The 21,127-nt window shown below is 71.5% G+C and carries 24 protein-coding genes and 3 tRNA genes; 21 read left to right on the forward strand and 6 right to left on the reverse strand.

The window, feature by feature from the left end; translation table 11 throughout:
• Positions 1 to 69 precede the first annotated feature (69 nt).
• From B7C62_21680 to B7C62_21745, 14 genes are all read left to right on the forward strand, one after another.
• On the forward strand, positions 70 to 504 hold the full coding sequence (locus B7C62_21680; GenBank protein ARF77313.1) for an NADH-quinone oxidoreductase subunit A: 435 nt from the start codon (positions 70 to 72) through the stop codon (positions 502 to 504).
• Positions 495 to 1,223, forward strand: coding sequence for an NADH-quinone oxidoreductase subunit B (locus tag B7C62_21685; protein ARF74549.1), 729 nt, complete (start codon positions 495 to 497; stop codon positions 1,221 to 1,223). Before B7C62_21680 ends, B7C62_21685 begins: the two co-directional genes overlap by 10 nt.
• Positions 1,220 to 2,551: a dehydrogenase gene (locus B7C62_21690; protein ID ARF74550.1), complete on the forward strand. Its 1,332-nt coding sequence runs from the start codon at positions 1,220 to 1,222 to the stop codon at positions 2,549 to 2,551. Before B7C62_21685 ends, B7C62_21690 begins: the two co-directional genes overlap by 4 nt.
• Complete coding sequence (locus B7C62_21695) at positions 2,548 to 3,516, forward strand: NADH-quinone oxidoreductase subunit H (protein ARF74551.1); 969 nt, start codon at positions 2,548 to 2,550, stop codon at positions 3,514 to 3,516. The genes B7C62_21690 and B7C62_21695 overlap by 4 nt, the downstream gene beginning before the upstream one ends.
• Positions 3,516 to 4,109, forward strand: coding sequence for an NADH-quinone oxidoreductase subunit I (locus tag B7C62_21700; protein ID ARF74552.1), 594 nt, complete (start codon positions 3,516 to 3,518; stop codon positions 4,107 to 4,109). Before B7C62_21695 ends, B7C62_21700 begins: the two co-directional genes overlap by 1 nt.
• Complete coding sequence (locus tag B7C62_21705) at positions 4,106 to 4,738, forward strand: hydroxyacid dehydrogenase (GenBank protein ID ARF74553.1); 633 nt, start codon at positions 4,106 to 4,108, stop codon at positions 4,736 to 4,738. The genes B7C62_21700 and B7C62_21705 overlap by 4 nt, the downstream gene beginning before the upstream one ends.
• On the forward strand, positions 4,738 to 5,190 hold the full coding sequence (locus B7C62_21710; GenBank protein ARF74554.1) for an NADH-quinone oxidoreductase subunit K: 453 nt from the start codon (positions 4,738 to 4,740) through the stop codon (positions 5,188 to 5,190). Before B7C62_21705 ends, B7C62_21710 begins: the two co-directional genes overlap by 1 nt.
• Positions 5,187 to 7,187 carry an NADH-quinone oxidoreductase subunit L gene (locus B7C62_21715; GenBank protein ARF74555.1) on the forward strand — a complete coding sequence of 667 codons (2,001 nt, stop codon included), beginning with the start codon at positions 5,187 to 5,189 and terminating at the stop codon, positions 7,185 to 7,187. The genes B7C62_21710 and B7C62_21715 overlap by 4 nt, the downstream gene beginning before the upstream one ends.
• Positions 7,184 to 8,836, forward strand: a complete 1,653-nt coding sequence (locus B7C62_21720; protein ARF74556.1) for an NADH-quinone oxidoreductase subunit M — start codon at positions 7,184 to 7,186, stop codon at positions 8,834 to 8,836. The genes B7C62_21715 and B7C62_21720 overlap by 4 nt, the downstream gene beginning before the upstream one ends.
• Entirely contained in the window at positions 8,833 to 10,443 is a 1,611-nt protein-coding gene (locus B7C62_21725) for an NADH-quinone oxidoreductase subunit N (GenBank protein ID ARF74557.1), read from the forward strand. Before B7C62_21720 ends, B7C62_21725 begins: the two co-directional genes overlap by 4 nt.
• Positions 10,444 to 10,560: 117 nt before the next feature.
• On the forward strand, positions 10,561 to 11,016 hold the full coding sequence (locus tag B7C62_21730; GenBank protein ID ARF74558.1) for a large conductance mechanosensitive channel protein: 456 nt from the start codon (positions 10,561 to 10,563) through the stop codon (positions 11,014 to 11,016).
• A gap of 312 nt (positions 11,017 to 11,328) precedes the next feature.
• Complete coding sequence (locus B7C62_21735; protein ID ARF74559.1) at positions 11,329 to 12,192, forward strand: zinc metalloprotease HtpX; 864 nt, start codon at positions 11,329 to 11,331, stop codon at positions 12,190 to 12,192.
• On the forward strand, positions 12,189 to 12,581 hold the full coding sequence (locus B7C62_21740; protein ARF74560.1) for a hypothetical protein: 393 nt from the start codon (positions 12,189 to 12,191) through the stop codon (positions 12,579 to 12,581). The genes B7C62_21735 and B7C62_21740 overlap by 4 nt, the downstream gene beginning before the upstream one ends.
• 99 nt (positions 12,582 to 12,680) lie before the next feature.
• Positions 12,681 to 12,953 (forward strand): transglycosylase, encoded by a 273-nt coding sequence (locus tag B7C62_21745; GenBank protein ID ARF74561.1) that lies wholly within the window; start codon positions 12,681 to 12,683, stop codon positions 12,951 to 12,953.
• Between the two features lie 14 nt (positions 12,954 to 12,967).
• Here the strand turns inward: B7C62_21745 and B7C62_21750 are convergent, their stop codons facing one another.
• The 3 genes from B7C62_21750 to B7C62_21760 form a co-directional block, all read right to left on the reverse strand.
• Positions 12,968 to 13,645, reverse strand: coding sequence for an alpha-ketoglutarate-dependent dioxygenase AlkB (locus tag B7C62_21750; GenBank protein ARF74562.1), 678 nt, complete (start codon positions 13,643 to 13,645; stop codon positions 12,968 to 12,970).
• A 14-nt stretch (positions 13,646 to 13,659) separates the two neighbouring features.
• Entirely contained in the window at positions 13,660 to 14,178 is a 519-nt protein-coding gene (locus B7C62_21755; GenBank protein ARF74563.1) for a cysteine methyltransferase, read from the reverse strand.
• A gap of 191 nt (positions 14,179 to 14,369) precedes the next feature.
• Positions 14,370 to 14,858 carry a YajQ family cyclic di-GMP-binding protein gene (locus B7C62_21760; protein ID ARF74564.1) on the reverse strand — a complete coding sequence of 163 codons (489 nt, stop codon included), beginning with the start codon at positions 14,856 to 14,858 and terminating at the stop codon, positions 14,370 to 14,372.
• 167 nt (positions 14,859 to 15,025) lie between these two features.
• Between B7C62_21760 and B7C62_21765 the strand changes: the two genes are divergently transcribed.
• A tRNA-Tyr gene (locus tag B7C62_21765) sits at positions 15,026 to 15,107 on the forward strand.
• A gap of 71 nt (positions 15,108 to 15,178) precedes the next feature.
• On the opposite strand, the gene B7C62_21770 is transcribed toward B7C62_21765, so the two are convergent.
• Both B7C62_21770 and B7C62_21775 read right to left on the reverse strand, forming a co-directional pair.
• A complete protein-coding gene (locus tag B7C62_21770; protein ARF74565.1) occupies positions 15,179 to 15,835 on the reverse strand; it encodes an NAD-dependent dehydratase in 657 nt (218 codons plus the stop codon).
• Positions 15,836 to 15,869: 34 nt separating this feature from the next.
• Complete coding sequence (locus tag B7C62_21775) at positions 15,870 to 17,162, reverse strand: hydrolase (GenBank protein ARF74566.1); 1,293 nt, start codon at positions 17,160 to 17,162, stop codon at positions 15,870 to 15,872.
• Between the two features lie 255 nt (positions 17,163 to 17,417).
• Here B7C62_21775 and B7C62_21780 point away from each other — a divergent pair.
• The 6 genes from B7C62_21780 to B7C62_21805 all read left to right on the forward strand — a co-directional run bounded on the left by B7C62_21780 (position 17,418) and on the right by B7C62_21805 (position 20,025).
• Positions 17,418 to 17,490 (forward strand) — tRNA-Thr (locus B7C62_21780).
• Between the two features lie 45 nt (positions 17,491 to 17,535).
• Positions 17,536 to 17,611: transfer RNA gene (locus B7C62_21785), tRNA-Met, on the forward strand.
• 85 nt (positions 17,612 to 17,696) lie between these two features.
• Positions 17,697 to 17,861 carry a 50S ribosomal protein L33 gene (locus B7C62_21790; GenBank protein ARF74567.1) on the forward strand — a complete coding sequence of 55 codons (165 nt, stop codon included), beginning with the start codon at positions 17,697 to 17,699 and terminating at the stop codon, positions 17,859 to 17,861.
• Between the two features lie 117 nt (positions 17,862 to 17,978).
• Entirely contained in the window at positions 17,979 to 18,431 is a 453-nt protein-coding gene (locus B7C62_21795) for a hypothetical protein (GenBank protein ARF74568.1), read from the forward strand.
• The gene (locus B7C62_21800; GenBank protein ARF74569.1) at positions 18,431 to 18,859 is read left to right on the forward strand and encodes a dehydratase; all 429 of its coding nucleotides are present in this window, start codon (positions 18,431 to 18,433) and stop codon (positions 18,857 to 18,859) included. The genes B7C62_21795 and B7C62_21800 overlap by 1 nt, the downstream gene beginning before the upstream one ends.
• Before the next feature lie 110 nt (positions 18,860 to 18,969).
• Entirely contained in the window at positions 18,970 to 20,025 is a 1,056-nt protein-coding gene (locus B7C62_21805; GenBank protein ID ARF74570.1) for a UDP-N-acetylenolpyruvoylglucosamine reductase, read from the forward strand.
• A gap of 81 nt (positions 20,026 to 20,106) precedes the next feature.
• On the opposite strand, the gene B7C62_21810 is transcribed toward B7C62_21805, so the two are convergent.
• The gene (locus B7C62_21810; GenBank protein ARF74571.1) at positions 20,107 to 21,120 is read right to left on the reverse strand and encodes an adenosine deaminase; all 1,014 of its coding nucleotides are present in this window, start codon (positions 21,118 to 21,120) and stop codon (positions 20,107 to 20,109) included.
• Between the last annotated feature and the right edge of the window lie 7 nt (positions 21,121 to 21,127).

Below are 21,127 nucleotides of genomic sequence, written 5' to 3' on the forward strand. Positions count from 1 at the left end.
ACGAAGAGACCCCGGGAACGGGCGGGGCCAGAACTGGATGACGATGAGCAAGGGGCGGACGTGAAGGACATGGCGTACGTGCCGGAAGTGCCGCACGTGGCGTACGTGCCGGTCCACCAACAGACCGCCCTCGCGTCGGAGTACTTCCAGAGCTACTCGGTGGTGGGCCTGCTCGCCCTGGTCGGCGTTCTGTTCGTGGCCGTCGCGTTCGGGGCGGGACGGCTCCTGCGCCCCGTGGTCCCCACCCCGGAGAAGCTGCTCACGTACGAGTGCGGTGTCGACCCCGTCGGCGAGGGCTGGGCCCACACCCAGGTCCGCTACTACGTCTACGCCTTCCTTTACGTCATCTTCGCCGTCGACTCCATCTTTCTGTTCCCGTGGGCGACGGTCTTCGCGGCACCCGGGTACGGCGCGACCACGCTGGTGGAAATGTTCGTCTTCCTCGGCTTCCTCGCCGTGGGACTGCTCTACGCATGGAAGAAGGGCGTCCTCGCATGGGCCTGACGAGCCGGCCGACTCCTGAGGAGCAGCAGCCCGATCCGGTGTCTCCGGCCGACGCGCGGACGGCGGCGGCCGAGCCCGAACCGGTGCTCCTCCCGGAACCGAAGCGCCTCGGCCTCCTCTCCCGGCTCGCGCCCGAACCGATGAAGGTCGTCCTCAACTGGGGCCGCCGCTACAGCCTCTGGGTCTTCAACTTCGGACTCGCCTGCTGCGCCATCGAGTTCATCGCCGCCTCCATGGCACGCCACGACTTCATCCGCCTCGGCGTGATCCCCTTCGCGCCCGGCCCCCGCCAGGCGGACCTGATGATCGTCTCCGGCACGGTGACGGACAAGATGGCGCCCGCCGTGAAGCGCCTGTACGAGCAGATGCCCGAACCGAAGTACGTCGTCTCCTTCGGCGCCTGCTCCAACTGCGGCGGCCCCTACTGGGACTCGTACTCCGTCACCAAGGGCGTCGACCAGATCATCCCCGTGGATGTGTACGTACCCGGGTGCCCGCCCCGGCCCGAGGCGCTGCTCCAGGGCATTCTCAAGCTCCAGGAGAAGATCGCGCGCGAGTCCCTGGCGGAGCGGTACGCGCCCGGGGCCGACCCTTCGCCGACGGTCTCCGGCCCCTCCGGCGGAACCCCGTCAACGGCGGCGCTGCGCAGCGGCCTTGTCACCGCCCCGACGCCCCCGGGGGCGGCCCGGGGGAAGGGACCGGAGGAGGAGCAGCGGTGAGCGAGCGTCAGCACCAGGACCCCCACCCGTACGACCGGCTTCCTGACGCCGTCGCCGAGCTGTTCGGCGAGGGCGCGACGGCGGAGTCCGCGTACGACCTGCTCACCGTCGACATCCCTGCCACGGAGTGGACCACCGCCCTGCGGACCGCCCGCGACCAACTCGGCTGCACCTACTTCGACTGGCTCAGCGCCGTGGACGAACCGGGTACGGGCTTCCGCGTCTGCGCCCATGTCGCGGCTCTCGGGCACGGCACGGTCCGGCGGCTCATGCTGCGTACCACCGTCCCGCACGACGCGGCCGTCCTGCCGACCGCGATCGACGTCTACGCGGGCGCGGCCTGGCACGAGCGCGAGACGCACGAGATGTTCGGCATCGCCTTCGAGGACCACCCCGATCTCGCCCCGCTCCTGCTGCCCGAGGGGTTCGAGGGCCACCCGCTGCGCAAAGACTTCGTCCTGGCCGCGCGGGTCGCCAAGGCATGGCCGGGCGCGAAGGAGCCGGGGGAGTCCGAACACGGCGGCCCCAAGCGCCGCACAATGCTTCCGCCCGGGGTCCCCGACCCGAACGAGTGGGGCCCCCTCAAGGGCCAGCTTCCCCCTGCCGCGGCCCGCCCGGGACGCGCGGCCCGTCCCGCGGCGGCCGGTGACCGCCCGCCCCGCCGCACCCGTTCGGCGAGCGAGGGCTCGGCGGCGCAACGCCCGCAGCCGACAGGGGCGGAGGCCCCCGCCGCTCCGGCCACCCCGGCCTCCACCCAGCCGGAGGCCGTACAGCCTCCGCCCGCGCCCGCACCCACGCGTCCGCGCCGCTCCCGTTCGGCGTCCGGCGGTTCGGCGAGTCAGCGGAGCGAGCAGGGGTCGGAGACCGGGCAGCCGGGTCCCGAGACCTCGGGGGATCGAGCCCTCGAGGCCCCCGCGCCGCGCCCGCCCCGTCGCTCCCGCTCCGTCTCGGACGGCTCCGCGAGCCAGCGGCCCGAGCAGGGGGCGGAAGCGCCCGCGCCGCGTCCGCCGCGCCGGTCCCGCTCCGCGTCGGACGGGTCCGCGAGCCAACGTGTCCGCAGCACCGACGCCCCCTGGCACGACGCCCAACCGGCGTTCGACGACCCGGCGGCCCCATCGGACAGGCCCGACGCCTCTCCCGGCGGGCCCGACGCCACCCCCGCATCCGAGAAGCCCGGCCCCGGCTCCGACAAAGCCGCCCCCGCTTCCGGGAAGCCCGACCCCGAACCCGAGACGCACACCCCCGCATCCGAGAAGCCCGGCCCCGGCCCTGACCCAACCGGGCCCGACCCCGACACCCCCCATCCCGCCGGAGGCGATACCGAGTGAACGACGTGTCCGACGTCGCCCTCCGCCTGGCCATCGTCTTCGCCGTGTTCCTGGTCGCCCCGCTCCTCGTGGGCCAGACCGAGCACAAGGTGATGGCCCATATGCAGGGCCGCCTGGGCCCCATGTACGCGGGCGGCTTCCACGGCTGGGCCCAGCTCGTCGCGGACGGTGTGAAGTTCGCGCAGAAGGAGGACGTGGTCCCGGCCGCCGCCGACCGCCGCGTCTTCCAGCTCGCCCCCGCCGTCGCCCTCCTCCCGTACCTCCTCGTCCTCGTGGCCATCCCCGTCGGCCCCGGCGACGGCGCGGTGGGCCAGGTCATCGACGCGGGCATCTTCTTCGTGCTGGCCGTGATGGGCATCGGTGTCCTCGGCTCGCTCATGGCGGGCTGGGCATCGGCCAACAAGTTCTCCCTGCTGGGCGGCCTCCGTACCGCCGCCCAGCTCCTCTCCTACGAACTCCCGATGCTCCTCGCCGCCGCCTCCGTGGCGATGGCGGCCGGTACGGTCTCGCTCACCGGCATCCTCGACGCCTTCGAGTGGTGGTGGCTGCCCTGGCAGATCGTCGGAGCCCTGGTCTTCTTCGTCGCCGGTCTCGCCGAACTCCAGCGCCCGCCGTTCGACGCGCCGGTCGCCGACTCCGAGATCATCTTCGGCGCGTACACCGAGTACACGGGGCTGCGCTTCGCCCTGTTCCTCCTCGCCGAGTACGCGGGCATCGTCATCCTCTGCGCCCTGACCGCCGTCCTCTTCCTCGGCGGCTGGCACGGCCCGTTCGGCGCCGACGGGCTCGGCTGGCTCTGGACCCTCCTCAAGACCGCCCTCCTCGCGTTCGTCGTCATCTGGCTGCGCGTCAGCTACCCGCGTCTGCGGGAGGACCAGTTGCAGAAGCTCGCCTGGACCACCCTCGTCCCTCTCGCCCTCGCGCAGATCGCGCTCACCGGCATCGTGAAGGTGGCGATCAACTAGTGCCCCCGATCCCCGGCTCCGGCCTCGCCAAGGGCCTCGCCGTCACCCTCCGTACGATGACGAAGAAGACCGTCACCGCGCAGTACCCCGACACCCAGCCCGAACTCCCGCCCCGCTCCCGGGGCGTCATCGGGCTGTTCGAGGAGAACTGCACGGTCTGCATGCTCTGCGCCCGTGAGTGCCCCGACTGGTGCATCTACATCGACTCCCACAAGGAGACGGTGCCGCCCGCGGCCCCCGGCGGGCGCGAGCGCAGCCGCAACGTCCTCGACCGCTTCGCCATCGACTTCTCCCTCTGCATGTACTGCGGTATCTGCATCGAGGTCTGCCCCTTCGACGCCCTCTTCTGGTCGCCCGAGTTCGAGTACGCGGAGACGGACATCCACGAGCTCACCCACGAGCGGGACAAGCTCCGCGAGTGGATGTGGACCGTGCCGGAACCGCCCGCGCTCGACCCGGGCGCCGAGGAGCCGAAGGAGATCGCCGCGGCCCGCAAGACGGCGGAGAAACTCGCCACCCAGCAGGCGCAGGAAGCCCAACAGACCCAGCAAGCCCAGCAGGCCCAGCAGAACGAGGAGGGAGGAACTCCGTGACGCTCCCCGCACCCTCCCTGCTCGCCACAGCCGCAGCCACCACCGGCCACCCCGGCTTCCTCTCCCCGACCGGTGTCGAGATCGCGTTCGTCCTGGTCGGCCTCGCCACCCTCGGCGCCGCCGTCATCACGGTCACCACCAGGCAGCTGGTGCACGCCGCCCTCTGGCTCGTTGTGGCGCTCGGCGGGCTGGCCGTCGAATACCTCCTGCTCACCGCGGAGTTCATCGCCTGGGTCCAGGTACTGATCTACGTCGGTTCCGTCGTCGTCCTCCTCCTGTTCGGCCTGATGCTCACCCGGGCCCCCATCGGCCGCTCCCCGGACGCGGATTCGGGCAACCGGTGGGTCGCCCTCGGCGTGGCCCTCGCCTCGGCCGCCGCGCTCGTCTGGGTCGTCGTGGACGCCTTCCGCACCACCTGGATCGACCTTGAAGGACCGGCCCAGGGCTCCACCGCCGTCACCGGAGCCTTCCTGTTCCGGAACTGGGTCCTCCCTTTCGAGGCGCTCTCCGTCCTGCTGCTCGCCGCCCTCGTCGGCGCCATCGTCCTGTCCCGCAAGCACGACACGGACACCACCGTCCGGCCCGCCCCGGACGCGGACCCCCGACGCGGCAAGGAGGAGCAGAGCTGATGCACCTCGCCTATCCCGCCGTACTCGCCGCCCTCCTCTTCTGCACCGGCCTCTACGGCGTCCTCGCCCGCCGCAACGCGATCCTGGTCCTGATGTCCGTCGAGCTGATGCTCAACGCCGTCAACCTCAACCTCGTCGCCTTCGACGTCTGGCTCCGCGACACCCTCCACTCCGGCCAGGCCCTCACCCTCTTCACCATCGCCATCGCCGCCGCCGAGATCGGTATCGGCCTCGCGATCGTCCTCGCCGTCTACCGCAACCGCGGCTCCTCCGCCATCGACCGGCTCCGCGACACCGCCGAGACGGACGACGCCGACAGGGCCATCGACGCCGAGACCGACGGCCACCCCGCAACGGCAGAGAACGCCACGGCCGGAAACGCCACGGCCGGAAACGCCACGGCCGGGAACGCCACCGCAGGGCACACCACGAACGCAGAGGCCACCTCGTGACCACGACGACCCTCGCCGCCCTCGTTCCGCTCCTCCCCTTCCTCGGCGCCGTCGCCGGACTCGCGCTCGGCCGCACCGCCCCCGGCTTCGTCCGCCCCCTGGCGATCCTGCCGACACTCACCGCCGCCGTACTCGCGGTGATCGTCGCCGTCCGCCAGGGCGGCGGGCGCGCCATCGACGCCGCGACCCAGCTCACCCCCACCGGGTCCGTCCCCATCGACCTGGCCCTGCACCTGGACGGCTTCGCGGTGCTGACCGCCGTCCTCGTCGGGCTCGTCGCCACCTGCGTACAGCTCTACTCCACGGCCTACCTCCGCGACGACGCCCGCTACCCCTCCTACGCGGCCCTGGTCTCCCTCTTCACCTCCGCGATGCTGCTCGTCGTCTACTCCGGCGACCTGATGGTGCTCCTGGTCGGCTGGGAGATCATGGGCATCTGCTCGTACTTCCTCGTCGGCCACTATTGGGAGACACCCGAAGCCCGCGCGGCCTCCCTGAAGGCGTTCCTCGTCACCAAGCTCGGCGATGTCCCCTTCCTGATCGGCCTGTTCGCCCTGGCCGCCGACACCGGCAGCTTCCGGATCACCGAGATCCTGGCGGCCGTCGCCCACGGCGGCCTGGACCACCCCACCCTCATCGCCCTGCTGCTCCTCGCGGGGGTCGCCGGGAAGTCCGCCCAGTTCCCCCTGCACACCTGGCTGCCCGACGCGATGGCCGGCCCCACCCCCGTCTCCGCGCTCATCCACGCCGCCACGATGGTCGCCGCCGGGATCTACTTCGTGGCCCGGCTGCTGCCCGTCTTCGCCGCCTCCGACGCCGCCCTCACCGTTCTCGCCGTGATGGCGGCCGTCACGATGATCGGCTCCGGGCTCGCCGCCCTCGCCCAGGACGACATCAAACGCGTCCTCGCCTACTCGACCATCGGTCAGCTCGGCTACATGTCCGGTGCCCTGGCCGTCGGGGACCGCGGTGCCGCCGTCTTCCACCTCCTCTCGCACGGTGCGTTCAAAGCCGTCCTCTTCCTCGCGGCCGGGGTCGTCATCCATGCCGCCGGTACCAACTCACTCGCCGCCATGTCCCGTATGGGCGGCCTCGCCCGCCGCGTTCCCGACGCCTACTGGACGATGACCGTCGCCCTCCTCGCGCTCGCCGCCATCCCGCCGTTCGCCGGCTTCTTCTCCAAGGAAGCCGTCCTCGTCGCCGCCGAGCACACCGCGCTGGGGGAGCGGACCGTCGCCCCCGCCGCCGCGGGCTGGACCGTCCTGCTCGCCGGACTCCTCGCCGCCGTCCTCACCGCCGCCTATGCCACCCGCCTCTGGCTCCTCGCCTTCCGGGGCCGTGGCGCCGAACTCCCCGACCACGGCGGGCAGCCCCTCGCCATGACCTCCGTCCTGTGGGTCCTGGCCGCCCCCACCATCGCTTTCGGACTCGCCGCGGGCCTGATCGGCGACTGGTTCGACGGGCACGCCCTCACCCCGTCCCTCACCACCGCCGTCCTCTCCACCGGTGTCGGCCTCGTCGGCGGCCTCGTCACCTACGGGGCGTGGCGCCACACCACGGCTCTCGCCGCCCGCACCCCCATCGGTGCCGTCGCCGCCCACCCCGGCGCCGAACCCGCCCTCGTCGAAGCCGAGGCCATGACGTCCCACACCGCCGCCTACGGCACCATCGCGGACGCCGCCGACCCGGCCGACCCCGGACGCCTCATCCTGGGCCCGCTCCACCGCCACGCGGTCACCGGCTTCCACCTCGACGCCCTGTACACGGCGCTGTTCGTCCGGCCCGTCCAGCAAGCCGCCCGCCTTGTCCGCTTCCTGGACCGCACGGTCATCGACACCTACGTCAACGGATCGGGCGCCGTCACACGCCTCCTCGGAACCGCCGTACGCCGCGCCCAGACCGGGAACGTGCAGACCTACCTCAGCGTCCTGCTCGCCGGTTCCCTGGTCCTGGTGATCGCCGCCGTCGTCTTCGCCAACGTCAACGCGGGGTCGTGACCGTGATCGATATCAGCCCGTCCGTGATGCAGTTCCTTCTCGCGTTCATCGTCGTCGCCCCGCTCCTCGGCGCCGTCGCGGCCCTGCTCCCCGCCCCGCCCGGGCTCAAGGGCAAGAACCCCGACCAGGCCGTGCTCCGCCACGGTGTGACCGTGACCGGTGCCGTCCTCATCGCGGCGATCGTCCTGGCCGTCGGCTTCGACCACGGCCACCCCGCCACGATGCAGGCCACCACCGACATCAGCTGGATTCCGGCGCTCGACGTCCGCATCCACCTCGGCATCGACGGCATTTCGCTCCCCCTCCTGCTCCTGACCGCGCTGCTGACCTTCCTCTGCGCGCTGTACAGCTACTTCAAGCCCCCGGCGGGCCCCTCCCCGAAGGCGTTCACCGCCCTCGTCCTCGTCCTGGAATCCGGCACCCTCGCCACCTTCGCCGTCCTCGACCTGCTGCTCTTCTTCCTTGCCTTCGAGATGGTCCTCATCCCGATGTACTTCCTCATCGCCCGCTGGGGCGGTGACCAACGGCAGTCCGCCGCCTGGAAGTTCATCCTCTACACGCTGCTCGGCTCGGTTGTCATGCTGCTGGGCCTGCTCCTCATCGGGCTGAAGAGCGGCACCTTCGACATGGTGGCACTCGCCACTGACAACGGCCGCGGCCTCACCGCGTCCGTGCAGGTCATCGCCGTTCTCGCGATCGGCGTCGGGCTTGCCGTGAAGACCCCGATGTGGCCCCTGCACAGCTGGCTCCCCGCCGCCCACACCGCCGCCCCCACCGTCGGGTCCGTGCTCCTGGCGGGCGTCCTGCTGAAGATGGGAACGTACGGATTCGTCCGCATCCTGCTCCCCATCGCCCCCGACGGCATGCGCACCTTCGCGCCCTACCTCGCCGCGTTCGCCGTCGTCGGCATCGTCTACGGCTCGCTCGCCTGCCTGGCCCTCGCCCGTACCGGCGCCAAGGGCGACCTCAAGCGGCTCATCGCGTACTCCTCCGTCGGCCACATGGGCTTCGTCCTCCTCGGCATCGCCACCATGACCCCCACCGGGGTCAACGGCGCGCTCTTCGCCAACATCGCCCACGGCCTCATCACCGGCCTTCTGTTCTTCCTGGCCGGCGCCGTCAAGGACCGTTACGGCACCGCCGACCTGGACACCCTCGCCGGTGCCACCGGGGCCGCCCTCTACGGCCGCGCCCCCCGCCTCGGCGCCCTCCTCGCCTTCGCCGCCGTCGCCTCGCTCGGGCTGCCCGGACTCGCCGGGTTCTGGGGCGAGATGCTCACCCTGTTCGGCGCCTACAGCCCCGCCGAGGGCCTCAGCCGCCCCGCGTTCCGCACCTTCATGGCCATCGGCGCGTTCGGCACCCTGCTCACCGCCGCGTACATGCTCATCGTGGTCCGCCGCGTCTGCATGGGCGAGCACACGCCCCACTCCCAGCTCTCGCCCGATACGCGGCCCCCGCAGCCCACGGACGGCCCCCGGCCGTCCGCGGCCGCCGGAAGCCCCCCGCAGCTCGCCGACATCCAGGCGTACGAAGCCGCCACCTGGACCCCGCTCGCCGCCCTCACCGTCCTCGCCGGACTCTGGCCCGCCGTCCTCCTCGGCCTCACCGACCCGGCCGTGCAGAAGCTTCTCGCAGGAGGCAAGTCGTGACCGCGGACCTCAGCAGCGTCACCACCGGGGCGGCCCGGGACGCCCTCGCCACCGGGACAGCGCAGGACGCCCTCGCCACAGCGGCCGACTCCGCCCCCAGCGTCGTCCAGACCATCGACTGGCTCGCCATCGCACCCCCCACCCTCACCGCGCTGGCCGCCCTGCTCGTCCTCGTCGCCGACCTCTTCCTCCCCGGGCACCGAAAGAAGCTCCTCGGCTACGGAACCCTCACCGCCCTCGCCGCCGCCCTCGCCCTCCTCGTCCCGCTCCGCGCCGGAGACCGCTCCACCTTCTGCGTCACCACCGGCACCCAGGCGTGCAGCTACACCGCCGACCACTTCACCCTGGTCATCCAGGCCCTCGTCCTCGGCGGGGCGTTCCTCACCGCGCTGCTCTCCCTCGACGGGACACGGAAGCTCCCGGCAGGCGAGTACTGGTTCCTGCTCCTCGCCTCCGCCGCGGGCGCCGCCCTCCTCCCCGCCTCCCGCGACCTCGCCACCCTCGTCGTCGCCCTGGAAGTCGCCTCGCTGCCCGCCTTCGCTCTCGTGGGCATCAAACGCGGCGACCGGCGCTCCTCCGAGGCCGCGCTCAAGTTCTTCCTCTCCTCCGTGGTCGCCACCGCTGTCATGCTCCTCGGCGTCTGCTTCGTGTACGCGACCACCGGCACCCTGCACCTCACCGAGATCGCCGCCCGCCTGGACGACGTCCCTCCGGTGCTCGACACCCTCGCCAAGACCGGCGTCGCCCTCACCCTCGTCGGCTTCGCCTTCAAGACCGCCGCCGCGCCCTTCCACTTCTGGGTCCCCGACACCTACGTGGGCGCGCCCCTGCCGATCGCCGCCTACCTCTCCGTGGTCGGCAAGACCGTCGGCTTCTCCGGCCTCATCCTCGTCACCCTCGTCGCGTTCCCTTCTTACGCCGACGTCTGGGGGCCCGCCGTCGCCGTCCTGGCCGCCCTCACCATGACCGTCGGCAACGTCGCGGCCCTGCGCCAGCGGGCCGACCGCGCCCGCAGTGCCGTCCGGCTCCTCGCCTGGTCCTCCGTCGCCCAGGCCGGCTATCTGCTCGTCCCGATCGCCGCCGCCGCGTACTCCGGCGACGAGCGGATCGGCTCCACCGTCGCGTACGCCCTCATGTACGCCGTCGTGAACCTCGGCGCCTTCGCCGTCGCGGCCCTGGTCGCCCGTACGGAGCCCGGGAACCGCATCGCCGACTACCGGGGCCTGTACGCGAACCGGCCCCTCGCCGCCCTGGCGCTCGGCTTCTTCCTGCTCTGCCTGGCCGGACTGCCGCCGGGCGTCATCGGGCTCTTCGCCAAGGTCACCGTCTTCTCGGCCGCCGTCGACGCGGGCCTCGGCTGGCTCGCCGTCGTCATGGCCGTCAACGTCGTGATCGCCCTCTACTACTACCTTCAGTGGACCGCGATCCTCTTCAGGAGCCCGGAAACCGCGAAGACGGCCACCGGAACACCGGCCTCCGGACCGCAGCGCCGATTCCGCGCCCCCGCCCCGCTCACCACGGCGATCGTCCTCACCACCGCCGTCGGCATCCTTCTTTCAGGAGCTCCGCAGCTCGTCCTGCGCTTCGCCGCCGTCAACCTCTTCTGACGCTCCACGGACGCGGAAGATCGGTTTGCCCGCGCCCGCCGCCCCAGGGCATGGTTTTGGCTGCATACGTCCCGTACACGACGGCGACGCAGAGAAATCCATAGAGGAGAGAGAGCAGTGCTGAACGGGTTCAAGGACTTCATCCTGCGCGGAAACGTCATCTCGATGGCGATCGGCCTGGCCGTCGGAGCCGCCTTCACCGCTGTTGTCACCGGCTTCAGCAATGCTTTCATCACCCCGCTGATCGGCCTCGCGACCCGCGGTACCGGAGACTTCAGCAAGGCCACCTACGAAGTCGACGGGGTGGACTTCCCCTACGGCCTCTTCGTGAGTGCCGCCATCGCCTTCCTCATCACCGCCGCGGTGCTCTACTTCTGCGTCGTGGTCCCCATGGCCAAGGTGCAGAACCGCTTCGCCAAGGAGGAGGAGGTCGACATCAAGGCCGCCCTCCGCGACTGCCCGCGCTGCTACAGCTCGATCCCGGCCATCGCCTCCCGCTGCGGCCACTGCACCAGCGAGGTCGAGCCCGACCCCGAGGCCCTCTCCCTCGCCAAGCTCCCCGTCCAGCGCTGAGCCGAGCCCCCGGCCCGGCGTTGCCCCGAGCCCCCGCCCGGGCGCTGACCCGAGCCCCCGCCCGGCGCCGAGCCGATCCCTCGTCGGCGCCGACGAACGCCCGCCCCCGACACCCGTACGGCCCAGTGCCCCGCCGTACGGGCCAGGAGCCCGAACCGGCCGGATCACGCCGGAGCGGCCCCGCCCTCCGGCCGCACGCACAAGGGAACTAGCTCCCCTCGCCTGGCGTTGACCAGTACGGGAGGCTCCACTGGGGGAGTGGAGCACCACCACGCAAAGGGTTCCCCTGCCGCACCACTTGGAGGGCGTACCGTGCACCGCCGGCACAACGGGCTGAAAACCGCCGTACTCCTCGGGGGCCTGTCCGCACTCATCATCATCATCGGCAGCTTCTTCGGACGTACGGGTCTCGTCATCGCGCTCGTCGTGGCCGTCGGCACCAACGCCTACGCCTACTGGAACAGCGACAAGCTGGCCCTGCGGGCGATGCGGGCCCGCCCCGTCAGCGAATTCGAGGCGCCCCAGCTCTACCGGATCGTCCGTGAGCTCTCCACGGCGGCCCGCCAGCCGATGCCCCGCCTCTACATCTCGCCGACCCAGGCGCCCAACGCCTTCGCCACCGGCCGCAATCCGCGCAACGCGGCGGTCTGCTGCACCGAGGGCATCCTCCAGATCCTCGACGAGCGGGAGCTGCGCGGTGTCCTGGGCCACGAGCTGAGCCACGTCTACAACCGGGACATCCTCATCTCCTCCGTCGCCGGAGCCCTCGCCTCCGTCGTCATGTTCCTGGTCAACTTCGCCTGGCTCATCCCCATCGGCCGCTCCAACGACGACGAAGGCCCCGGCCTCCTGGGCATGCTCCTGATCATGATCCTGGGCCCGCTCGCCGCCTCCGTCATCCAGCTCGCCGTCAGCCGCTCCCGCGAGTACGAGGCCGACGCCTCCGGAGCCCAGCTGACCGGGGACCCGCTTGCCCTCGCCGGTGCCCTGCGCAAACTGGAAGCAGGAACGAAACAGCTCCCGCTGCCCCCGGAACCCAGGATCGAGACCGCGAGCCACATGATGATCGCGAACCCCTTCCGCCCCGGCCAGGGAATGGCCAGGATGTTCTCCACCCACCCACCCATGGCGGAGCGCATCGCCCGACTGGAACAGATGGCAGGTCACCGTCCATGAAAACCATCCTGAACGTCATCTGGCTCGTCCTGTGCGGGTTCTGGATGTTCCTCGGCTACCTGCTCGCAGGTGTCCTCCTCTGCATCACGATCATCGGTATCCCGTTCGGCCTCGCCGCCTTCAGGATCGGGATCTACGCCCTCTGGCCCTTCGGCTACACCGTCGTCGACCGCAGGGACGCCGGATCGCCCTCCTGCGTCGGCAACGTCCTCTGGCTCGTCCTCGCCGGATGGTGGCTCGCCCTCGGCCACATCACCACCGGCATCGCCCTCTGCATCACGATCATCGGCATCCCCCTGGGCATCGCCAACTTCAAGCTGATCCCCGTCTCCCTCCTGCCCTTCGGCAAGGAGATCGTCCCCACGGACCAGCCCTTCGCCGCCCGCTGACCAGCCGTCCGACCTGCCCTTCGGCGACGGCCCGCGCAACCGATCCCCCTCCCCTCGCGTCTTGGATTCCATAACCCAGCAAGGGGTAGGGAGATCGACATGAGCATCATCAGCTGGATCATTCTCGGGCTGCTCGCCGGAGTCATCGCCAAAATCCTGCTCCCGGGCAGGGACCCGGGCGGCATCGTCGGGACCACCCTCATAGGCATCGCCGGTGCCTTCGTCGGAGGCTGGCTCTCCAGCCAGTTCCTCGACCGCCCCATCAGCAACGACTTCTACGACACCGCGACCTGGATCGCCGCCATCGCCGGTTCCCTGGTCCTGCTGATCGTCTACCGGCTGCTCTTCGGCAACTCCCGCGAACGCCGCTGACCCGGCGCTTCCGCTCAGCTCAGCCCGGTCTCCCGCAACGTCACGTTCAGCCGCCCCGCCCGCATCCCCGCGGCGGGGTCGGCCGACCCGGCGTACACCTTCGGCACCCCGTGGAACGCGAAGCGCGACGGGCCGCCGAAGACGAAGAGGTCCCCGGAGACCAGCTCCACATCGGTGTACGGCTGCCCGCGCCCCTCCGGGTTCCCGAAGCGGAACACGCATGTCGCCCCGATGCTCAACGACACCACGGGAGCACCCGACCGCTCCTCCTTGTCCTGGTGCATCCCCATCCGCGCCGCACCGTCATAGAAGTTGATCAACGCGGTGTCCGGAGCGAACGCCTCCGCCGCGCCCTCGTCCTCGTACGCCACCGCCGCCCGCCCCAGCGCGACCAGCCACGGCGGCAACGCGGCCACCCGGGCGCCATTCACATCGTCGGCGGTACGGGTGTACCGGTACGGCTGCCAGTGCCACCCCAGGCACACCGTCCGCACCGACATCACACCACCGCCCGGCAACACCGTGTGCCGCAGCGGAACCGGCCCCCGCGCCCACTCCCGGCACGCCGCCACCAGCTCCCGCCGACGCTCCACCGGGAGCCACTCCGGCACATGCACGGCACCCGGCGCCACGACCCGACGGGGCCGCGGGAACAGCCCTCCCGAAGCAGCCGGAACCCCACGCGGAGCCACCCGTCACACCACCCTCAACGGCCGGCGCTCACACACGCCGCCCCCTCCAGCCCCAGCAGCAACTGCTTGCGCTCCAGGCCACCCGCGTACCCGCGCAGCGCCCCGTCCGCACCGATCACCCGGTGGCACGGCCGTACGACCAGCAGCGGGTTCCGCCCGATCGCCGTGCCCACCGCCCGTACACCGGCGCCCGAGGCCCCCACCCGCGCGGCGACCTCCCCGTACGACAGCGTCTGCCCGTACGGGATCGACTCCAGCACCTTCCAGACGCGCCGCTGGAACTCCGTACCCACGCCCTCCGCGAACGGCACGTCGAACCGCGTCGACCGCCCCGCGAAATACGCCTCCACCTGCGCGACAGCCCCCGTGAACAGCTCGGGCGCCGACAGCCACCCGTCCTGGACGACCGCACCGCCCTTCTGCCCGGGCACCGACAGCGACACCAGCCGCAGCCCCTCGGCCGTCCCGTCCGACTCGCCCACCAGCAGCAACTCGCCCAGCGGACTCGCCACCCGCGTGTACACCGTCGTCACGACCGCTCACTTCCCTCCGTCGACGGACCCACGGCCAGTCTGCTCCGCGCCCGCACTCCGGGCTGGCGGTTTTCGGACACGGCATCCCGGGCGTCATGGACCACACCCCATGAACGCGAGGGGGCACGCCGTCGGAGCCGACCCCGACGACGTGCCCCCTCCGCGCACGAACTGCCCTACCAATGCACGGACTACCGGTAGTTCACGAACTGGATGGCGAAGTCGAGGTCCTTGTCCTTCAGCAGCGCCTGCACGGCCTGGAGGTCGTCCCGGCTCTTCGAGCTGACCCGCAGCTCGTCACCCTGGACCTGTGCCTTGACGCCCTTGGGACCCTCATCGCGGATGATCTTCGCCACCTTCTTGGCGTTCTCCTGGGAGATGCCCTCCTCGATGGTGGCGAAGATCTTGTATTCCTTGCCGGAGAGCTGCGGCTCACCGGCGTCCAGCGACTTCAGCGAGATGCCCCGCTTGATCAGCTTGGACTGGAAGATGTCGAGGATCGCCTTGACCCGCTCCTCGCCGTTCGCCTCCATCAGGATCTTCTCGCCGGACCACGAGATCGAGGCGCCCGTGCCCTTGAAGTCGTAGCGCTGGGAGATCTCCTTGGCGGCCTGGTTGAGGGCGTTGTCGACCTCCTGCCGCTCGACCTTCGAGACGATGTCGAAACTGGAGTCGGCCATGACGTGTGGCTCCTTGCGTCGAATGTGCGTGGGATACAGCGCAAAGCCTAGCCACCGCCGCCACCGTCGGCTGCTGATCAATGAGGTGGCGGAGCACCCCTGGCCATCGGGTATTGTTTACGTCGTCGCCAAGGAGCTCACCAGTGGAGATCCGACGCGTCGCCCGAGGCGGTGTGCCCGAGTGGCCAAAGGGAGCAGACTGTAAATCTGCCGGCTCAGCCTACCCAGGTTCGAACCCTGGCGCCGCCACGCGAACGAAGCCCCCGACCGGATCATCCGGTCGGGGGCTTCCTCGTTGCCGAGCCCGCGACGGCCCCGTGTCAGTTGCCCGCGATGTCCTTCACGGCCACCGTGACCGGCACGTTCCCGGAGATCACTTCGAGGGTCAGGCCCGCCGTCGCCGGGGTGTCCAGCAGCTCCAGGATCGTCGCCGCCACGTCGTCGCGCGGGATGGGACCGCGACCGGTCCTCGCGGCCAGCAGCACCTGCCCGTTGCCCGCGTCGTTGGTGAGCATCCCGGGGCGCAGGATCGTCCAGTCGAGCGCGGACCGGGAGCGTACGTCGGCGTCCGCCGCGCCCTTCGCCCTCAGATAGACGTCGAACACCTCGTCGCCGGAGTGGTCGGGGTCGGCGCCCATGGAGGAGACGACGATGTACCGGCGTACGCCCGCGGCCTGCGCCGCGTCGGCGAACAGGACGGCGGCGCCCCGGTCGACGGTGTCCTTGCGGGCGGTGCCGCTGTTCGGCCCGGCGCCCGCCGCGAAGACGGCCGCGTCGGCGCCGCGCAGCACCTCGGCGGTCTCCTCGACGGAGGCCGACTCGAGGTCCAGCACGACGGGCTCGGCGCCGATGTCGGTGAGGGTCTGGCTCTGTTGGGGGTTGCGGATGATGCCGACGGCCTCATCCCCGCGTGCGGCGAGCAGCCGCTCCAGCCGCTGGGCGATCTGTCCGTGTCCACCTGCGATGACAATGCGCATACCTCCGACCGTACGCCCGGCGGCCGCCGTGTGCTCAGTTCCCCGGCCCGGCACCGGAGTCGGACCGCCCCTGGCGGGGGAGGTCGGGACCGGCGGCCGCGTCGGCGTCGGAGTCGCAGTACTCGCGTACGGCGCTGGTGCGGGCGACGACCCGGCCGCGGTGGACGACGATCCGGCTGTAGGCGAGGGAGAGCACGGCGGGGAGCCGTTCACCGCGTACGGCGAGGAGTTCGGCGGGGAAGCCCGCCTCCACGCGGACATCGGGCAGGCCGAGGGCGGAGCGGGCGGTCGTGGAGACCATGGCGTAGGCGTGTTCGGCGCGCAGCCCGTGCTGCGAGGCGAGGAGGTACGCGGCCTCCAGGGGGTCGCCCCGGCCCACCGGGTTGGCCGTGTCGCGCAGTGCGCCGCTGCCCGCCGCCACGCGTACGCCCGCGGAGCGCAGGAGGCGTACGGGAGCGGACGTACGGCGTTCGGAGCCCGCACAGCCGCCCTGGGGGAGGCAGACGACGGTGATGCCCGCGGCGGCGAGCCGGTCGGCGGCGCGGGTCGCCGTGTCCAGGGGGAGATGGGCGAGGCCGGCGCAGGGGCCGATGGTGACGCCGGGGCGCAGCCCGCCGGCCATGGCGGCGAGGCGGGCGAGCCGGGTGGGGTCGTCGCCGTCGGTGTGCAGGTCGACGGGGCAGCCGTGCTCGGCGGCGACCTCCAGGACGGCCGCGGTGTAGCCGGTGGGGTCGGGGTCCAGATCGGGGCAGCCGCCGACGACCGCGGCGCCCATCTTCACGGCGTCGCGGAGCATGGCCAGGTTGTCGGCCCCGGCGACCCCGGTCAGGAGGCGGGGGACGGCGACGGCGGTCAGGTCGGCGAGGCCGCGCAGGGCCCGCCGGGTCTGCAGGACGGCCTCCAGGGCGGCCAGGCCCCGGACGTCGCCGATGCGGACGTGGGCGCGCAGGGCGGTGGCACCGTGGCCGAGCTGGAGGAGGGCGGCCTCGGTGGCGCGGCGCTGGATGTCCTCGGCGCGGTGGGAGGCGGGCCCCGGGCCGTCGGGTCCGGCGCTGTCGGCGGTCAGCGCGCTGTCGCTGTGGGCGTGCGGCTCGGCCGGGGCGGGGAGCAGGAGGTAGCCGCGCAGGTCGATGCGGGGGCCGCGGGTGGCGAGGCTGCCCGCCGTCCCGACGGCCTCGATCCGGCTGCCGCTGAGGCGTACGTCGACGGTGCGGCCGTCGGTGAGGCGGGCGCCGCTCAGGACGAGGGCGGGGGCGCCGTCGGTGGGGGCCGCGTCGGCGCTGTCGGGCGCGTTGTCGTCGGGCCGCCGCGGCTGGCTGTCAGGCATCGCGCTCCTGGGAGAGGTGCAAGATCACACGGAGTGGGTCGAGCCTAGGGGCGGGCCGGGGCGGCTTCCGGGAGGAGCGCAATAGTCGTACCGGTGTGCCTGCGCCGGTGCGGGGAAGGGCCCGGTCCGGAGGACGGCATGTGGTGGATCAAGCCCTGATCAGGGGGTGTGGACGGGCCCGCGCCGACGGCCGGAGCCCGGTGCCGAAACGGATTTGGGCGATCGGCCGGAGAGCGTGTAATGTCTTCCTCGCTCGCCCCAATAGCTCAGTCGGTAGAGCGTCTCCATGGTAAGGAGAAGGTCTGCGGTTCGATTCCGCATTGGGGCTCTGGTGATCGGGAAACCCCGCTTCGGCGGGGGGACTCATCATCAAAGCGGTGTAGCTCAGTCGGTAGAGCAAGCGGCTCATAATCGCTGTGTCACCGGTTCAAGTCCGGTCACCGCTACTAACGGTAGCCGATTGTTGGGTCGGTCCTTCGATCGGCTACTCTTTTATGCGTTCATCCGTCCATCGTCCGTCCAAGGAGCACTCACGTGGCTGCCACCGACGTCCGCCCGAAGATCACGCTGGCCTGCGTGGAGTGCAAGGAGCGGAACTACATCACCAAGAAGAACCGGCGTAACAACCCGGACCGTCTTGAGATGAAGAAGCACTGCCCGCGCTGCAACTCGCACACCGCGCACCGCGAAACGCGCTGAATCAGGCTCGTACACGAGGCCGCCCCCACTGGGGGCGGCCTCGTGTCGTTGTATGGGGTCGTCCCCCGCAACAGGGGTGCGCCCTTATTCGTCTTTCCATCAGGAGGTAGCGAGCTCATGGCGCTCGACCAGTCCTTCGTGGGGCGGACCTATCCGCCCACTCCGGCGTACGAGGTCGGCCGGGAGAAGATCCGCGAGTTCGCCGAGGCGGTGGGTGACCCCCATCCGGCGTACGTCGACGCGGAGGCCGCCCGCGCACTCGGCCATGCCGATGTGATCGCGCCGCCCACTTTTGTCTTCTCGATCACCTACCGGGCCGCCGGCCAGGTGGTGCAGGACCCGCAGCTGGGCCTGGACTACAGCCGGGTCGTCCACGGCGACCAGAAGTTCTCGTACGTGCGTCCGGTACGGGCGGGGGACCGGCTGACGGTCACCTCCACGATCGAGAGCATCAAGTCCCTGGCGGGCAACGACATCGTGGACATCCGCGGGGACGTGCACGACGAGGCCGGTGAGCTGGTGGTCACGGCACTCACGAAGCTGGTGGCACGCGCCGCCGAGGAGGCGTGATGACGGCGAAGGTCTCTTACGGGTCGGTCGAGGTCGGGACGGAGCTGCCCGCGCAGTCGTTCCCGGTGACGCGGGCGACGCTCGTGCAGTACGCGGGTGCCTCGGGCGACTTCAACCCGATCCACTGGAACGAGAAGTTCGCGCGCGAGGTCGGTCTGCCGGATGTGATCGCGCACGGCATGTTCACGATGGCCGAGGCGGTCCGCGTGGTCACGGACTGGGCCGGGGACCCGGGCGCGGTCGTCGACTACGGGGTCCGGTTCACCAAGCCGGTCGTCGTGCCCAACGACGACAAGGGCGCGCTGATCGAGGTCAGCGGCAAGGTCGCCGCCAAGCTGGACGACAACCTGGTCCGGGTGGACCTGGTGGCCATGTGCGACGGGAAGAAGGTGCTGGGGATGTCCCGCGCCGTCGTCCGGCTCGCCTGAGGGTCACGCGGAAGTCCGTACGTCCCCTCGGTCCCCTGAAGGGCAACGCGGAACCTGTACGGTCCGTGGCCCCGCCCGAGCGGCGGGGGCGCGGACCGTACCCTTGTCCCGTGCAGGAACTCCACGATGCCCCCCTCGCCCCCCTGACCACCTTCCGGCTCGGCGGCCCCGCCACCCGGCTCCTGACGGCCACCACCGACGCCGAGGTGGTCGCCGCCGTGCGTGAGGCCGACGCGAGCGGCACCCCGCTGCTGATCATCGGCGGCGGGTCCAACCTGGTCATCGGCGACAAGGGCTTCGACGGCACGGCGCTGCGCATCGCCACCGAGGGGTTCACGCTCTCCGGTACGTCGCTGGAGCTGGCGGCCGGTGAGACGTGGACCGACGCCGTCGCCCGGACCGTCGAGGCGGGCCTCGCGGGCATCGAGTGCCTGGCCGGAATCCCCGGCTCTGCGGGCGCGACGCCCATCCAGAACGTCGGGGCGTACGGACAGGAGGTGTCCTCCACCATCACGGAGGTCGTCGCCTACGACCGGCATACCCGGGAGACGGTGACGATTCCGAACGCGGAGTGCTCCTTCTCGTACCGGCACAGCCGCTTCAAGGCGGAACCCGACCGTTTCGTGGTGCTCCGTGTCCGATTCGCGCTGGAAGAGGCGGGCGGTCTCTCCGCGCCCCTCGCGTACCCGGAGACGGCCCGGGCCATGGGTGTCGAGCAGGGCGAGCGCGTTCCCGCCTCCGCCGCCCGGGAAACCGTGCTGAAGCTCCGCGCAGGCAAGGGCATGGTGCTGGACCCGGAGGACCACGACACCTGGTCGGCGGGGTCCTTCTTCACCAACCCGATCCTCGACGCGGCCGCGTACGGGGACTTCCTGGCCCGGGTCCGCGAGCGCCTCGGCCCGGACGTGGCACCCCCGGCGTTCCCCACCGGGGACGGCCGCACCAAGACCTCGGCGGCCTGGCTGATCGACCGGGCGGGCTTCACCAAGGGGTACGGCGACGGACCGGCCCGGATCTCCACCAAGCACACCCTCGCCCTCACCAACCGGGGCGGGGCCACCACCGAGGACCTCCTCGCCCTGGCCCGTGAGGTCGTCGCCGGGGTCCACGCGGCCTTCGGCGTCACCCTGGTCAACGAGCCGGTGACGGTCGGCGTCTCCCTGTAAGGCCACGCGTGGCCCCCGGGGTTACGCGTTGCCTTCCTATGGCCACGCGTCGCCCCTCGGGGCACGTAACGGCGCTTCTGCTCAGCCCGCCAGCCAGTCGTCGATCCCCGACAGCAGCTTCTCCCGTACGTCCACGGGCGCGGCCGACCCGCGCACCGACTGGCGGGCCAGCTCGGCCAGCTCCGCGTCGGTGAAGCCGTGGTCGCGGCGGACCAGCTCGTACTGCGCGGCCAGCCGCGAGCCGAACAGCAGCGGGTCGTCCGCGCCGAGCGCCATCGGCACCCCCGCGTCGAACAGAGTGCGCAGGGGGACGTCCACGGACTTCTCGTAGACGCCGAGCGCCACGTTGGAGGACGGGCAGACCTCGCAGGTCACCTGGCGCTCGGCCAGCCGCGCCAGCAGCCGGGGGTCCTCGGCGGCCCGCACCCCGTGGCCGATGCGCGAGGCGTCCAGGTCGTCCAGGCAGTCGCGGACGCTGGAGGGGCCCGCCAGCTCCCCGCCGTGCGGAGCCGCCAGCAGACCGCCCTCCCGCGCGATGGCGAAGGCCCGGTCGAAGTCGCGGGCCATGCCGCGCCGCTCGTCGTTGGAGAGCCCGAAGCCGACGACGCCCCGGTCCGCGTACCGCACGGCCAGCCGGGCCAGGGTCCGGGCGTCCAGCGGGTGCTTCATCCGGTTGGCGGCGATCACCACGCGCATCCCGAGCCCGGTGTCCCGCGAGGCGCTGTCCACCGCGTCGAGGATGATCTCGATGGCCGGGATCAGCCCGCCGAGCAGCGGGGCGTACGAGGTGGGGTCGACCTGGATCTCCAGCCACCCGGAGCCGTCCGCCACGTCCTCCTGGGCGCTCTCGCGGACCAGGCGGTGGATGTCCTCGGGGGACCGCAGACAGGACCGGGCGATGTCGTAGAGCCGCTGGAAGCGGAACCAGCCCCGCTCGTCGGTCGCCCGCAGTTTCGGGGGCTCGCCGCCGGTCAGTGCGTCGGGGAGGTGGACCCCGTACTTGTCGGCGAGTTCGAGCAGGGTGGTGGGCCGCATCGACCCGGTGAAGTGCAGGTGCAGGTGGGCCTTGGGCAACAGACGTACATCACGCTCCATCGGAAGA

It is taken from the genome of Kitasatospora albolonga, assembly GCA_002082585.1.
GTDB classification, from domain to species: Bacteria; Actinomycetota; Actinomycetes; order Streptomycetales; family Streptomycetaceae; genus Streptomyces; species Streptomyces stephensoniae.